Genomic DNA, 14,755 nt, shown 5'->3' on the forward strand with positions numbered 1-14,755 from the left:
TTACTTGTCGTGATGACCGGGGAGTACTGCGCCGAGCACCTGTTTGGCCGTTTCGACGATCACATTGCCTTCGTTTGGATCGCCCTTCATCAAGATCGACGCAAACGCCTTGGCCTGCGCGAGCGTGATATGCGGCGGCAACGGTGCAATATTCGGATCGGCTTTCACTTCGATGACGACCGGCCGATCCGACGCCAGTGCTTCGTCCCACGCGGCACCCATCCGTTCCTCGTTGTCGACGTAAATACCCTTCAGGCCGATCAGCTCCGCGAACTTGTGATACGGCACGGACGGAATATCCTGCGACGCCTCGAACTTCGGATCGCCTTCCATGGCGCGCTGCTCCCACGTGACCTGGTTCAGATCGCTGTTATTAAGCACCATGCAGATCCAGCGCGGATCGGCCCAGTCTTCCCAGTACTTCGACACGGTGATCAGTTCGGCCATGTTATTCATCTGCATTGCGCCGTCGCCGACCAGCGCGATCACGGGACGCTCGGGGAACGCAAACTTGGCAGCGATCGCGTAGGGGACCGCCGCGCCCATCGACGCCAGGCCTCCCGATAGCGAACACATCATGCCTCGCCGGACCTTCAGATCGCGCGCATACCAGTTCGCGCAGGAGCCGGAGTCGCTCGTGACGATCGCATTAACCGGAATGCGTTTGGATAGTTCCCAGACGGTGCGCTGTGGATTGACCGCGTCCTTGCCCGCTTCGTGCGCGCGCTTGTCGAGCGTTTTCCACCAGTCTTCAGTCCAGCCTTCGATTTTCTTGCGCCATGCGCGATCTTTTTTTTCCTCAAGGAGCGGCAGCAGTGCGCGCAGCGTCTCGACGCTATCGCCAACGAGATTCACTTCCATTGGATAGCGCAGGCTCAGCATGTCGGCTTTCAGGTCGATCTGTACGCCGCGCGCCGCACCTTCTTTCGGCAGAAATTCCGAGTAAGGGAAGCCGGAGCCGATCATGAGCAGGGTGTCGCATTCCATCATGAGGTCATAGCTCGGCTTGGTGCCGAGCAGGCCAATGGCGCCGGTCACCCATGGCAGGTCGTCCGGCAGGACCGCCTTGCCGAGGAGTGCTTTTGCAACGCCTGCACCGAGTTTTTCAGCCACGGCGATGACTTCGTCGGTCGCGTGCAGCGCGCCGGCGCCGACGAGGATCGCCACCTTCTTGCCCGCGTTGAGCACGTCGGCAGCTTGCTGCAGATCGTCGGGATAGGGCACGAGGCGCGGGGCGCGATAGCCCACGCCCGAATGGAGCGTGCCGTGTTTGCGGCCGGGGGCTTCGTAAGGCAGGTCCTGCAGGTCGTTCGGCAGGATGATCGCCGTGACCTTGCGCTCGGAGAGCGCGGTGCGCACGGCACGATCGACAAGATGGCGCACCTGCGCGGGCACCGAAGCCTGTTCGACGAAGGCGCCGGCGACGTCCTTGAACATCGAAGCGAGATCGAGTTCCTGCTGGTAGTGACCGCCCAGCGCCGCCCGGGCCTGCTGGCCCGCGATGGCGAGCACGGGCATGTGGTCCATTCTCGCATCGTAGAGGCCTGTGATCAGGTGCGACGCGCCAGGGCCTGAGGTTGCGATGCAAACGCCGAGTTCGCCGGTGAATTTTGCATGCGCGGAGGCCATGAAGGCGGCCATTTCTTCATGGCGAACCTGGACGAATTCGATCGGCGAGGTGGGATTGCCGGATCTGGACTTCTTCGCTGCAGATTGCGCGCGGTTGAGGGCACCGAATACGCCATTGATACCGTCGCCGGGATAGCCGTAGATACGCCGCACGCCCCATGCATGCAGCCGCTCGATAATGAAGTCACCAACGGTTTGGGACATGGACAGCTCCAGGCAGAAGGAATGGGATTGCCTATGTCTTCGCAAGCATTGTTCCGCGTTCTTTCAGAAGAGTAATGTCGGGCGACTCACTCCGGAAGAAATGAAAGCCGACGTCAAGGTGCTGTCGAGGATCGTTTTTTGCTACTGCTTTTTCCACCTTGTCCCGCTTGCAGACAGAGGGCACGCCTGCACGGCCGTGATTCCAGGGAGCGTGAATAGTGACCGCAGGGATGACAATCAAAACACGATATCCACGCGCATGGCTCGGAGGCGTTTCCTTGCTGGCCACGCTTGCGCCGTCACTGGTTCGCGCTGATTCGGCCGCTCCGCTGAACTACTTCCTTCACGCGGCTGGCCCTGCGGCCAGTCCGACGATGCGGCTTGGCTGGGTGCTAGCTACTATTGCGGTCCTGGTGACCCTGATCATCGCGGGGTTGCTGGTGGGGGCGATCACCCGCAAGCGCCCGACGGTCGCGGCCGGGGCGTTGCACGCCGAGGCCGGTGGGATGCGCTGGATTTACATTGGCACAGGTATGTCGGCGGTCGCGTTGCTGGCCATGCTCGTGTACATCCTGATGACGCTGGAGTCGGTTGCGTCGCCAGCCACGCATCCCCAATTGACGATCACCGTCACCGCATATGACTGGTGGTGGAAAGTCGATTACGCCGACGATCCCAATCCGGCACGTAATTTCAGCACGGCGAACGAAATCCATATTCCGGTTGGCGAGCCGGTCAAAGTGGAACTGAAAAGCGCGGATGTCGTGCACGCGTTCTGGGTCCCGCAACTCGCGGGGAAGACGCAGACCATTCCCGGACAAATCAACGAACAGTGGATTCAGGCGGACCGTCCGGGGGTCTACCGCGGGCAATGCTCGCAGTTTTGCGGCGCGCAACACGCGCATATGGCTTTCGAAGTGGTCGCGCAAAACGCCGTGGATTTCAATGCGTGGCGCGACGCGCAAGGGCAGAGCGTGACACCTGCCGGCAAGAGCACTGCGGTGCTGGCCGGACAGCATCTGTTCACGGAGCGCTGCGCGGGTTGTCACACGATTCGCGGCACCGATGCCCAAGGCCTGCAAGCGCCCGACCTCACGCATCTCGGCTCGCGCCGCACGATCGCGGCGGGCACGCTCACCAATACACCGGATCACCTGCTCGACTGGATCGAGCATGCGCAGCAGATCAAACCCGAAGCGTTGATGCCCGATATTGCGTTGACCACCGGCGATGCCGCCGCATTGTCGGCCTATCTGGCGACGCTGCATTGAAACCCTGCTGACATCACGGAGCGCCTTTCAATGCCCGATCATCCCTCGACTGCCGCAACACGTGACGCATCGCAACGCACTTTGCGCGGCGTTGCTGCCGGCTTGCCACTGGTCCGCACGCCCCAGCATGGGCGGGTGGCGCCGGGCAGTGTGGACGAGAAGCGCCTGCATGAGATATGGGAAGCACCGCCGGGCTGGCGAGGCTGGTTGTCCACGGTCGACCATAAAACTATCGGCCTGCGTTACCTCGTCACCGCCTTCGTCTTTCTGCTGATGGGTGGTATCGAAGCGCTGATCATGCGTATCCAGCTTGCGCGCCCGAATGCGACGGTGCTTACGCCTGAGCAATATAACCAGCTTTTCACGATGCATGGCGTGACGATGATTTTTCTCTACGCGCTGCCGGTGCTGTCCGGTTTCTCCAATTACTTGTGGCCGCTCGTGCTCGGTTCGCGCGACATGGCGTTTCCGCGCCTGAATGCGCTGTCTTACTGGTTGTTTCTATTCGCGGGGATTTTCCTTTACGCGAGTTTTCCGGCAGGACAGGCGCCGGACGCCGGATGGTTCAACTACGCGCCCCTCTCCGGACTTGAATACAGCACCGGGCCGAATATCGATGTCTACGCGCTCGGCATGGTGCTGCTCGGCATCTCGACGACCGTCGGTTCGATGAATTTTGTGGTCACGCTATTGCGTATGCGTGCGCCGGGCATGTCGCTCGACCGTATGCCGGTGCTGGTGTGGGGCACCTTGACTGCGTCGGGCGGCAATTTGCTGGCGGTGCCCTCGGTAAGCCTCGCGTTTTTTCTGCTGTGGATGGACCGGCGCATCGGCACGCACTTTTTTGATGTGCTCAACGGCGGCCGACCGCTGCTCTGGCAACACCTGTTCTGGATCTTCGCGCATCCGTGGGTCTACGCGGTCGTATTGCCGGCCATGGGTATCGTATCGGATGCTTTGCCTGTCTTCTGTCGGCGTCCGCTGGTCGGTTATGGCCCGGTTGCGCTTTCCACGGTCGCGACGATGGTGATCGGTTTCGTGGTCTGGATTCACCACATGTTCGCGACCGGCATTCCGGCGCTGGCATTGTCTTTTTTTGGCGCGGCAAGCATGGTGATCGCGATTCCCAGCGCAGTCGCCACATTCGCCTGGATCGCGACCATCTGGACGGGGCGGCCGGTATTCCGCGTGCCATTCCTGTTCTTCGCGGGCTTTGTGCTGCTGTTCGTGGTGGGCGGCGTGTCGGGGGTGATGACGGCAGCCGTGCCGTTCGACTGGCAACTCACCGATACTTACTTCGTGGTCGCGCATCTGCACTATGTGCTGCTCGGCATCAACGTTTTTCCAGTGATCGGGGGCATCTACTTCTGGTTTCCGAAATTCACCGGCAGGATGATGAGCGAGCGCCTCGGCAAGATCGGCTTCTGGGTGCTGTTCATCGGCTTTAACGTGACCTTCTTTCCAATGCATATCGCCGGACTGCTGGGCATGCCGCGGCGCATCTACACCTATCCCGCCGATATGGGATGGAATACGGTCAATCTTGTCACGTCGCTCGGCTCGTTTCTGTTCGCGGCGGGCGTGCTGATCTTTCTGGTCGATCTGCTAGTGAGCCTGAAGCACGGCAAACCAGCGGGCGACAATCCGTGGGACGCGCCCACCCTCGAATGGTCGGTGAGTTCTCCGCCGCCACCGTACAACTTCGCGGTCGTGCCAACACTCGCGAGTCGCCATCCATTGTGGGAAGGCCGGATCGACGAACCCGGCGTCGCCGTCCATACGCGCTCGCAACTCGACGAAGGCTATCTGCTCGCACAGGGACGCGAAGCGCTCGGCACGACCGCGCTCGAAGCGCTTCCCGATGTGATCCTGAAGATGCCCGGTGATTCGTATGCGCCGTTTTGGCTTGCGGTGTTCGCGACACTCGTGTTCGCGGGGCTCGCGCTCAGTGCGTGGATTTTCGCGGGCGCGATGCTGGCGGGCTGCGCGGTATCGGTCATCGTCTGGTTGTGGCCTGAACGTGCGTTGATCCAGCGTGAGCCGACAGCGGTTCACGACGCGGGAGGCTGACATGAGCGACGCTGTCGATCTGAATCAGCCGTTGTCTGAACCCGCCGGGCCCGCGCGTCCGTTGCCTATGGGCAGCGCAGGCGAGCGCTCTGGGGGATGGTGGGGTTGCCTCACGCTGATCGCCACCGAAGGCGCGTTGTTCGGCTATCTGATCTTTTCGTATCTGTATCTGGCTTCGCAAAGCTCGCAGCATTGGCCGCCTGAAGGGCTTCCCAAACTCGGGCTCGGCATCGCGAATACGGGCATTCTGCTTTCGAGCAGCGGGTTCGTCTGGCTATGCGAGCGCTGCGTGCGTCGCAGGCGTCTGCGTTGGGGCGTGATGTCAATGGCGCTCGCAGTCGTGCTCGGTTGCGTATTCATCGGCATTCAACTGGTCGAGTGGCACGATCACCCGTATGGCCTGACCACGCATCTTTACGGATCGCTGTACTTCACGATCACCGGTTTCCATATGACGCACGTCGCGGTCGGGATTGTTGTCCTGCTGTTTCTGCTGCTATGGACCGCGCTCGGCTACTTCGACGAAACGCGCTGCGCCACGTTGACGATCGGTGGTCTGTACTGGCATTTCGTCGATGTGGTCTGGCTCTTCATTTTCAGCACCCTCTATCTGACGCCTTACCTCTTTCGGGGGGCGACATGAGCGAGCACACGACGCCGCGCCCGGGTGGCGGAACGAATGGAATGCGCGAGGCCGCGCATCTATCGATGCGGCGGGCGCTGGTCGGCCTGCTGGTGCCGCCACTCGCATGGCTTCTGCAAATGGTGATAGCGGAAACCCTGGCCGCGCAAAGTTGCTATCCGTTCAACCATCCGTTATCTGCACCGATCGTGCCGTGGATGCAGCCCGCGCTCTTCACGATCAGTGGAGTATGTCTGGTCGGGGGTGCATTCGGCAGCCTGATCGCGTGGCGCAATGTGCGGAAGATTGGACCGAAGCAGTGGGGCGCGTTGAGCGGCGCGCGGCGCACCCGGGCTGAGCTGGAGTGGTTTCTGAGCTGCGTGGCGGCAATGTGCAGCGCGGTATTCCTGTTCGCACTGATCGCGACCGATGTCGCCTTGGCAATCGTGTCGCCTTGCAGGTGGTGGTGACGATGCGTACCTTCGACGATAACCCGGTTCCTCGATGTGCCCCGCAGCGCTTGCGGTTACAGAAGCGCGCGGCGTTCGGCGTGGTGGTGGCGTCGGCGCTTGCGTCAGGTATCACGGGAAGCATCGCGGCGTCGCCGGCGGCCGCACCAACGGCGAATGCGGCGATTGTCGCTGCGAGCGGGGCAGTCAACGGCACCGCCGACGCCGCTCAAATCGCACGCGGAGCCTACCTGGCTCAAGCGGCCGATTGTGCCGGCTGCCACACGGCCGCGCCACGCGTGACGCAACCAGGAATCAGGCCAATCCTGTCCCCGCCATTCGCGGGCGGCCTTGGCATGGCGTCGCCGTTCGGCACGATCTATTCGTCGAACATCACGCCCGATCTGCACGTAGGCATTGGCAGCTATAGCTACGACGATTTCGCGCGTGCGTTGCGCGACGGGGTCGCGCCTGGCGGCAAGCGGCTGTATCCGGCGATGCCATACCCTTCGTTCGCAAAGATCACAGACGACGACATGCACGCGCTCTACGCCTACTTCATGCATGGCGTGCAACCTGTCGCCGTAGCCGCGCCTGAGACCCGATTGCCGTTCCCGTTCAGCCAGCGCTGGGCACTCATGTTCTGGGACTGGGCGTTCGCACCGGGCGGCCCGTTCAAGCCAGAGCCCGGGCGCGACGCGCAATGGAATCGTGGCGGCTATCTGGTGCAATCGCTCGGCCATTGCGGCGCCTGCCACACGCCGCGCGGTCCCGCCTATGAGGAGCGCGGCTACAGCGAATCCAGCAGGCTCTATCTGACGGGCGGTACCAATGACCACTGGTTTGCGCCGAACCTCACCGCCGATCCCGGGTCGGGTCTCGGCCGAATTCCTGCCGCCGATCTCGCCGCGTTCCTGAAACATGGCCACGGCGGCGGATTGATCACGTTCGGGAGCATGGCGCAGGTCGTGGAGGACAGCACGCAATACATGAGCGAGGCGGACCTCAATGCAATTGCCGCTTATCTGAAGAGCCTGCCACCACGTGCGCAGAGTGGACTTTTCAATGGCCGTTCACGTGCAGCGCAGCAAACCGCGCAAGCGCTGAAGACAGGCGACGTCGAGCGGCCGGGTGCGGGGATCTACGCGAGTTATTGCGCGCGATGCCATCACTTGGACGGCGGGGGCGTAGCGCAGAAGTACCCGCGGCTCGCGGGTAATCCGGCGGTGCTGTCGGCTTCGACGACGTCGCTCGTGCGTCTGCTTGTCGAAGGCGGTGGCAGCCCGCATACCGAAGAAGGACCCGAGCCGAGCAAGATGCCGGCCTTCGCCGACAAGCTCGACGACAACGAAGTGGCTCATGTGCTGACTTTTATTCGCAACACGTGGGGCAACGCGGCGGCTCCGGTGACGACGCACGATGTGTCGGGCGTGCGCAGCGCATTGCACAAGTAGCGCGGAGTCCGGGTTTCAACGATTCGTTTCAGTTCGCTTACCTGAGGGGAAGACACCATGAGGAAGCTTGCGGTAGTGACCGGTGCTGACCGCCCTGATGCTGCCGCGTCGTTACCAGACGATCCCGTTACGCCTCTCCTCGTTCATTTTCACCAATCGTTACCGTTGTCGCCGACGCGAACCTGAATTGCGGTACGTCGAGATTTTCCGGCGCGGGCTTGTTTTTAAAGACTCGGCCGGCAAGATCATACGTCGACCCGTGGCAGGGGCACAGGAAGTCGCCGGGCCAGCTATCCGGCAGGTTTACCTGCGGACCTGGCTCAAAGCGTGGCCGTGGTGTACAGCCGAGATGCGTGCAAACGCCTACGACGACAAGAAGGTTCTGATGATCGGCGCGGGAGCGATATTCGTTTTTGCAATAGTCCGGCAGCGGCATCGAGAAGGGACGCTCCGTCGATGGGTCTGCGACCATGGAATTTGCGATGTTGACCGCTTGGAGCATCGCTGGTGCGCGATTGACGAGAAAAACAGGCACGCCGCGCCACGCGACCGTGATCATGGCACCTGGTGGCAGCCGACTGATGTCGACCGCGACGGGCGCACCGGCAGCTCTGCTTTTCTCCGACGGCGCCATCGAGGCAACGAAAGGGACCAGGGTTGCCACGCCGGCGATGCCGCCTGCGATTGATGGGGTGATCAGCCATTGGCGACGGCTGTTATCTTCATGCGGCGATTGAACAGTTTCCATTTTCTCGCTCCCGAATCCGGATCCTGAGTTGATGACTGTTTGATGTGCATGGGTTCGCCCAGCCCTGTTCACCTGCGCAATCTGGGCGTCTCACCCGACGTTCGAGCTATGAGAATTCAATCCGCGGAATGTTTCCGGGACCAACTGCAAAGAGACGCACGTTGGTACTGACACGTATTGCGATTACAGGTCAGTATGTGCGAAATTGGATTCGAGATCCGGTCGGATGAATCAGGCTGTGAAACCGCCGCTGCGGTATCCAGGGAGAAGGGCTGCGGTGCCGAGATCCCAAATGCTGCATCCTTCGAGATGAGAGGGCCTATGTCCCAGCAACAAGCTGCCGAAATAGCTGCACGACTTGACCGGCTGCCGCCGTCACGCACCGTGTGGACCATGGTGATCCTGATTTCGCTTGGTGGAGTGTATCCGTCAGCACAACCCGTTAGGGCAGTTTTCGCGGCTAAATGTCGACGATCTTTCGCAATAGAGAGTACGAAACGCGCCAGTGGCCATCGGTGTCATTGACGGCGACCGATGCGGTCTTGGCATTCAGCCTCACGACGATTCCGACGCGCTCGCTTAGGTGCTTGTCGGTGAAGCCGACTGTGTCGCCGATGAAGAATTCTTCACGCTGCGTTCTCGGCGGTGGTGTCGGTTCGACGTGAGGCTGAGCACTGGAAGTTTCTGGGATGATCGCTGCATAGTGCACGCCCCAACGGCGTCGAGTCGCGCTATCCTGAACTGCAGCCTGTGTTTGACGAAGTTCGACTATGGTGCCTTGCGCCGGTGGTCCAAGCGGGTTGTCGCCGATGTAGTTGACGGCCATCCCCAGGTGCAGGCGTTGACGTATTTCGAGAATACGTCGGGGGTCATCAAGCATTTTGCCGATAGCAAGATAGAGGCGATAGAGTTCGGCACTAGGCGCCTGCCGAAGCGAATCCAGAATGTCCATGATGTAGAGGTGTTTTAACGGGCGAGCGGCAAGAGCTCGTGCACGCGATTGACGGGATACGACGGCAGTTTCTCAAGTGTTCGTTCGAGCCACGCATAGGGTTCGATACCGTTAAGGCGAGCGGTCCCAAGGAGTGAATACATTGTTGCCGCCGCACGCGCACCTCGTGGAGACCCCGCGAACAGCCAGTTCGACCTTCCGAGGGCAATCGGTCTGATTTGGCGCTCAAGCGCATTGTTGTCTGGCAACAGGACGCCGTTCTCTGTATATCGGACAAGCGCCTCCCAATGTCGCAACGCATAACCGAAGGCCTTGCCGAGCGGGGCTTGCGCGGGCAAACCGATGCTGTTTGCCTCTAGCCATTGACGAAACTGTGCCAACACCGGCAACGTCTGCGCTTGCCGTGCTGCAAGTTTGATGTCCGGGGTTTGGTCTTTGACACGTGATTCAATCGCATATAGCTTGGCGATCCACTGCAGTGCCTGCGCCGCGAGGCCGGGGTCTTTCTGAGCCTTGGCAATTTCGAAGAACCGTCGACGGCAATGAGCCCAGCATCCGACCTCAATAATGTCACCTCGCGCGTAAAGCGCGCCATGACCGCTGTACGCGTCGGCTTGCAGATAGCCTTTGTATTTATTCAGGTACAGCAGCGGATGCGCGCCCGCGCGTGACTCAGCGAACTCGAACACGACCGCTGGCGGGTGGTCGACCCAGACGCCGTTCTCGTTGCGCTGGCCCGCGCCCAGATAACCCCATAATCGTGCTGTGCGCGTTGATGGGTGCCCTCGCTCAAGCAGAGGTAGCGTCGTGTCATCCACGTGCATGCGCGGCGCCTTCAACTGGTGAGCGCGCAAACCAGGCAGCAGTACCGAGAGCAGCTCAGCAGATGCCAGCTTCCATTCGCACAACGTAGCGCGTGGCAAGTACACACCACGGCGCGCGTAGCGCATTTCCTGTCGATTCAACGGCAGATGATCGACATAGGTATTGACCAGGACATTGGCGAGCAGGCTCGCGCTCGCATTGCTCTTTGGCAGCGGCGACGGCTGAGCGCTTGCGGTCACGATGGTCGATTCGCCATCCTTCTTCGCCACGTATTTGAAGCGGATGTGCTCAATGACGGTGAGCCTGGACGGCTCGTAATGCAGCGTCTCGCTGCGCTCTTCGCCGATCCGTGCAAGCGTATCGAACGCCATCTTCTGTTCGTCGCTCAGATCGTATTCGATGCGTGTGCGCGGCAGGTCCTTCGGTAGCGCCGGACGCCCTTTACGGGTGTGACTCCCTACGGGAATGGCGTCGACCGCCGGCGGTGCCGGGATATCGGTTGCGGCGTCGAACAGCTCGGCTTGGCCCGCCAGGCGCTCGGAGCTCACGCCAAAGCGCGCACGGTTCAACTGCGCGATCTGATACTGAAGGATTTCCAACTGCTCCCACAACACCCGTGCGAGCCGGTTCTGTTCAAGCGCGAATGCTTGCAGCGCATCGGGCTCGACGGGAAGATCCGCGACAGTGACGGCGTTGGGTGGCATGTGCTCCATGATGCCTAACTCAAGCCACGTTTACAAGCTCGGGGCCGCGCTGGAGCACCTCATGCCACGCGCGTCACTGCCACGGTGCGGTGTGGCTCTCGCGCCGGGATCTCGATGCCTTCGAGCCATGCGTTGAGTTCCGCGAGCGTGAAGCCGCGCTGAGCGAGTAATGAGGGTGACGGGAAACGGCCTCTTTCGAGACGCTTATACCAAAGCGCGAAACCGGTCCGGTCCCAATAAAGAATCTTCACTTTGGAGCGGTCTCGCGCCACGAAAACGAACAGGTTGCCCGATGCAGGCTTCTGAGCAAGTAGCGGCTCGACGAGATAAGACAGCCCATCGATCGCCTTGCGCATGTCGACCGGGTCGCGACAAATGTAAGCGCGAACGTCCGAGGTAATCAGCACCGACCACCTCCGAGCTGCCCGAGCACATATCGCACGATGCGCTCGGCGTGAACGCCGCTCAGTTCGATACGAACGCCAGCGAGCGAGAGCGTCACCCCGTCACGCGACGGCGATACATCCGCCGCCGGCGTTGCAACAAGCGGCCTTGAGGAAGCCAGTTCACCATCCAGATTGGAACCGATGAATGCGGCATCCGCAGTAACCGCGAGTGGCTGTTTAATCTCTCTGACCGGGCTTGAGAGCTTCTTGCGCCACAGGCTGAAGGTGCTTACCGCCAGACCCTGTTCTCGGCAAAACCGCCGAGCGCCGACACCGCTCGCTTTCCAGGTGGTGACCATTTCGCCCCAGAACGCTTCCCCTTGCCGTGGGCGACGCGTACCCATCGCCGTTGCAGCCTTAATGTTCTCGTCTTCCATCGCATTGCCCTCGTTCTCACGAAAGCATCACCTTCACATTCGGGAAGTCGCGATTCAAGACGGGATCCGCTGACGCTTACGGTGGAGTCTTTGAGTTTTACGATCTCTTCTTCACCGGTTATGTCGCCCCGGGTATGACCCAGTCGGGGCTTTTCAAGCCGGAATCGCTGGGGTTTCTCGCGTCGCTTCAGCCTCTTGCCGTTTCCGGCTTCGGCACCTTTGTGTTCGCCACGTTCGCTGGTCTTTGGGTGGGTACGCTAGCATTTGGCTATGTCGCCGACAGATTTGGCCGACGGCTGATCTTTACGTGGTCGCTGATCTGGTACATGGTGTGCACGATCATCATGGCTTTCCAGTCCTCGGGTTTAGGCCTGGATATCTGGCGCTTCATTGCCGGCATTGGCATTGGCGTCGAACTGGTAACGATCGACACGTATATTTCCGAACTGATTTCAAGCGGTCAACGGGGCCGAGCCTACGCTATCAATCAGTTCATCACGTTCTCAGTTGTACCTGTGGTAGCGTTTCTTGCGTTTGCATTGAAAGGCACACAGCCACTTGGTCTCGACTACTGGCGAGTCGTGATATTGATCGGCTCAGTGGGAGCGATCGTCGTCTGGATCCTGAGACGCCATATTCCCGAGAGCCCGCGTTGGCTGGCCCGTCACGGAAAGATTGACGAAGCCGAGCGTATCGTGGCGGACATCGAGCGCCGCGTGGTGTCGGAGAAGGGCGTCGCGCTGCCCGCGCCACAGACTGTCGCACCGGAAAGTCAGCGGGACGGCACACTCGGAGAAATTTTTGCGCCGCAGTATCGCCGTCGCACGATTATCCTGTCGGTATTCAACATGGCCCAGGTGATCGGGTTCTACGGGTTTGCAGCCTGGGTGCCAACGCTTCTGATTCACCGCGGCATCCATGTCACGGCGAGCCTGGGTTACGCGTTCGTCATCGCCATTGCGAATCCTTTCGGCCCGTTGATCGGCACATTCTTCGCAGATCGGGCGGAGCGCAAGGTTCAGATCGTTGGCGGGCTGGTGACCATGGCAGTTGTGATCGCAATCTTTTCGCAAGTCTCGGCACCGTGGCTGCTGATCGCGCTTGGCGTTCTGTTCACGCTGTCTTCGAACATCATGTCGTACGCCTATCACGGCTATCAGGCGGAGCTCTATCCAACCCGCGTTCGCGCAAGGGCGATCGGATTCGTATATTCGTGGAGCCGGATTTCAGCCGCCTTCGCTGGCCTTGCAATCGGGATATTGTTGCATGGCTACGGTGTGGCCGGCGTGGCGGTATTTATCGGTATTTCAATGCTTGTCGCTATCTGCATGATCCTGCTCGGACCGCCAACAAGAGGTCTGGCGCTGGAAGCAATCAGTCACTGATTTGCCAGGCCTTGCCACTCAGATAGAGCCGGATTTCCTGCGCTGTCACGCGACGCAAGCGAGGACGGTTGGCGGCATTGATCGGCAGCGCGGCCACGCAACAAAGCTGGCCTCGCTCCCGACGAGGGTTTGCACCAGAAATATCGAGGCCGTCGAGGTCGATTCCCGGGGCTAGTCGTCGTCGGTCGCCCGGGAGCAGGGCAAAATATCGCAGGGACCGTACAGCACGCTGAGATCTGGATGTGCGCGTGCGCAGGCCCGTAGACCCCATCTAAACCGGGGGTCCATGTTGAAACGGGTGACTGGATGCTCGTTTGCAGTTGCGTTTGTGGGTCTGCCGGATCCGGTCGTCCATTACCGTTGATGTAACCAGACTCTGCAAAGCGCGATCATTTTTTCAACGTCGATCGGTTTTGAAATGTAGTCATCCGCCCCTGCCTCAAGACAGCGCTGACGGTCGTCGGCCATTGCTTTGACGGTCAGGGCAATCACGCGAACCCGCCCAAAGCGATCGCTGCGTCTGATTTCACGTGTGGCGCTCAACCCGTCCATTTCCGGCATCATCACATCCATCAGCACGAGGTCGATTTTGGGTTCGCGCTCCAGCGTCTGGAGCGCTTCAAGACCGTTGCGCACAATTTTCAGGGTGGCGCCAAGTGGCTCGATCACGTGCGAAAGCGCGAAGATGTTGCGAACATCATCTTCGGCCAGCAGGATGGTTCGGCCCTCAAATTCACGATCGCGTTGCCGCGCCGCGCGGAGCATTCTTTGCTGCTCGGGTGCGAGTGAGGATTTCACACCGTGCAGAAATAGTGTGACCTCAGCGAACAGACGCTCAGGTGATCTCGCGCCTTTGATGATGATCGACCTTGAAAAGCGCCGCAGCCTATGCTCTTCGTCGTCGGCACGCGTCCGGTATAGACGATGACCGGCACTGCTGCCCGGGACGCGTCGGCTGCCAGTTGCTCGAGCAGGTCGTAGCCAGTGCCGTCCGGCAGCGCAAGATCGGTCACGATGCAGTCAAAGCTGGTCGTTGCCAGTTGCCGGAGCGCACCCGCAAGCGTAGCGGTCAGGACAACCTCTGTTTTGCTTGTTTGAAACAACTCGCGAATGCTTCCCCTCGTCACAGCATCATCTTCAAGCACCAGCACGCGACGCATCGGCTGTTCAAGCCGATTTTCGAGGCGCCGGATCGCTGCCTCGAGCGTTTCACGCGCGGCAGGTTTCAACGTATAGCCGATCGCACCCAGATACATGGCCTTCTCCGCATGATCGGTCGCGGAGACAGTATGAATAGGCAGATGGCGAGTGAGAGGATCCTGCTTGAGCTATTCGAGTACTGTAAGTCCTGACCGGTCGGGCAGTCCGATATCCAGCAACACACCGGCGCGCTGGATCTCCCGGGCAAGCGCAAGTCCGCTCGCTGCGTCCGTTGCATGGACAAGATCGAAATTCAGGTCGTGCGCCGGGCTGCGGAGAATATCCGGTTGTGCCGCAGCCTGCGCACTGTAGTTCACAGGACGACGAGTCGGCACAAGGCAATCTGTGCTTAATCGTGAGCGCGTGGGTTGGTGATTTCCGGGCCGTATGACGCCTCGTGTTTGCCGTTGTTCAGGGGA

The 14,755-nt window shown here is 60.5% G+C and carries 12 protein-coding genes and 1 pseudogene; 6 read left to right on the top strand and 7 right to left on the bottom strand.

Features of this window, described 5'->3' with window-relative positions:
• Entirely contained in the window at positions 1–1,833 is a 1,833-nt protein-coding gene (locus ACUN0E_RS01605) for a thiamine pyrophosphate-requiring protein (RefSeq protein ID WP_445565405.1), read from the bottom strand.
• A 230-nt stretch (positions 1,834–2,063) separates the two neighbouring features.
• Between ACUN0E_RS01605 and coxB the strand changes: the two genes are divergently transcribed.
• From coxB to ACUN0E_RS01630, 5 genes are read left to right on the top strand one after another with little or no spacing between them, the layout of a single operon-like run.
• The gene (coxB, locus tag ACUN0E_RS01610; protein WP_445565406.1) at positions 2,064–3,104 is read left to right on the top strand and encodes a cytochrome c oxidase subunit II; all 1,041 of its coding nucleotides are present in this window, start codon (positions 2,064–2,066) and stop codon (positions 3,102–3,104) included.
• Positions 3,105–3,134: 30 nt separating this feature from the next.
• Positions 3,135–5,174, top strand: coding sequence for a cytochrome c oxidase subunit I (gene ctaD, locus ACUN0E_RS01615; RefSeq protein ID WP_445565407.1), 2,040 nt, complete (start codon positions 3,135–3,137; stop codon positions 5,172–5,174).
• A 1-nt stretch (position 5,175) separates the two neighbouring features.
• Entirely contained in the window at positions 5,176–5,817 is a 642-nt protein-coding gene (locus ACUN0E_RS01620; RefSeq protein ID WP_445565408.1) for a cytochrome c oxidase subunit 3, read from the top strand.
• Positions 5,814–6,266: a hypothetical protein gene (locus tag ACUN0E_RS01625; protein WP_445565409.1), complete on the top strand. Its 453-nt coding sequence runs from the start codon at positions 5,814–5,816 to the stop codon at positions 6,264–6,266. The genes ACUN0E_RS01620 and ACUN0E_RS01625 overlap by 4 nt, the downstream gene beginning before the upstream one ends.
• Positions 6,267–6,268: 2 nt before the next feature.
• Complete coding sequence (locus tag ACUN0E_RS01630) at positions 6,269–7,699, top strand: c-type cytochrome (protein ID WP_445565410.1); 1,431 nt, start codon at positions 6,269–6,271, stop codon at positions 7,697–7,699.
• Between the two features lie 127 nt (positions 7,700–7,826).
• On the opposite strand, the gene petA is transcribed toward ACUN0E_RS01630, so the two are convergent.
• The 5 genes from petA to tnpA all read right to left on the bottom strand — a co-directional run bounded on the left by petA (position 7,827) and on the right by tnpA (position 11,751).
• Entirely contained in the window at positions 7,827–8,447 is a 621-nt protein-coding gene (gene petA, locus ACUN0E_RS01635) for a ubiquinol-cytochrome c reductase iron-sulfur subunit (protein ID WP_445565411.1), read from the bottom strand.
• A 460-nt stretch (positions 8,448–8,907) separates the two neighbouring features.
• Complete coding sequence (locus tag ACUN0E_RS01640) at positions 8,908–9,399, bottom strand: hypothetical protein (protein WP_445565412.1); 492 nt, start codon at positions 9,397–9,399, stop codon at positions 8,908–8,910.
• A 14-nt stretch (positions 9,400–9,413) separates the two neighbouring features.
• Positions 9,414–10,928, bottom strand: a complete 1,515-nt coding sequence (gene tnpC, locus ACUN0E_RS01645) for an IS66 family transposase (RefSeq protein ID WP_445565413.1) — start codon at positions 10,926–10,928, stop codon at positions 9,414–9,416.
• Between the two features lie 59 nt (positions 10,929–10,987).
• Complete coding sequence (gene tnpB / locus ACUN0E_RS01650) at positions 10,988–11,335, bottom strand: IS66 family insertion sequence element accessory protein TnpB (RefSeq protein ID WP_445565378.1); 348 nt, start codon at positions 11,333–11,335, stop codon at positions 10,988–10,990.
• On the bottom strand, positions 11,329–11,751 hold the full coding sequence (tnpA, locus tag ACUN0E_RS01655; RefSeq protein WP_445565379.1) for an IS66 family insertion sequence element accessory protein TnpA: 423 nt from the start codon (positions 11,749–11,751) through the stop codon (positions 11,329–11,331). Before tnpA ends, tnpB begins: the two co-directional genes overlap by 7 nt.
• A 26-nt stretch (positions 11,752–11,777) precedes the next feature.
• On the opposite strand from tnpA, the gene ACUN0E_RS01660 reads away from it, so the two are divergent.
• Positions 11,778–13,136, top strand: a complete 1,359-nt coding sequence (locus ACUN0E_RS01660; RefSeq protein WP_445570348.1) for an MFS transporter — start codon at positions 11,778–11,780, stop codon at positions 13,134–13,136.
• Positions 13,137–13,490: 354 nt separating this feature from the next.
• On the opposite strand, the pseudogene ACUN0E_RS01665 reads toward ACUN0E_RS01660, so the two are convergent.
• Positions 13,491–14,620: pseudogene (locus ACUN0E_RS01665) on the bottom strand (response regulator); the annotation flags it as partial.
• Between the last annotated feature and the right edge of the window lie 135 nt (positions 14,621–14,755).

The sequence above is a fragment of the Paraburkholderia sp. D1E genome (assembly GCF_052682275.1).

Bases quoted from the DNA above. Each gene is read 5' to 3' on its own strand.
- ACUN0E_RS01605 (WP_445565405.1), bottom strand. From the start codon at position 1,833: ATGTCCCAAACCGTTGGTGACTTCATTATCGAGCGGCTGCATGCATGG.
- coxB (WP_445565406.1), top strand. From the start codon at position 2,064: ATGACAATCAAAACACGATATCCACGCGCATGGCTCGGAGGCGTTTCC.
- ctaD (WP_445565407.1), top strand. From the start codon at position 3,135: ATGCCCGATCATCCCTCGACTGCCGCAACACGTGACGCATCGCAACGC.
- ACUN0E_RS01620 (WP_445565408.1), top strand. From the start codon at position 5,176: ATGAGCGACGCTGTCGATCTGAATCAGCCGTTGTCTGAACCCGCCGGG.
- ACUN0E_RS01625 (WP_445565409.1), top strand. From the start codon at position 5,814: ATGAGCGAGCACACGACGCCGCGCCCGGGTGGCGGAACGAATGGAATG.
- ACUN0E_RS01630 (WP_445565410.1), top strand. From the start codon at position 6,269: ATGCGTACCTTCGACGATAACCCGGTTCCTCGATGTGCCCCGCAGCGC.
- petA (WP_445565411.1), bottom strand. From the start codon at position 8,447: ATGGAAACTGTTCAATCGCCGCATGAAGATAACAGCCGTCGCCAATGG.
- ACUN0E_RS01640 (WP_445565412.1), bottom strand. From the start codon at position 9,399: ATGGACATTCTGGATTCGCTTCGGCAGGCGCCTAGTGCCGAACTCTAT.
- tnpC (WP_445565413.1), bottom strand. From the start codon at position 10,928: ATGCCACCCAACGCCGTCACTGTCGCGGATCTTCCCGTCGAGCCCGAT.
- tnpA (WP_445565379.1), bottom strand. From the start codon at position 11,751: ATGGAAGACGAGAACATTAAGGCTGCAACGGCGATGGGTACGCGTCGC.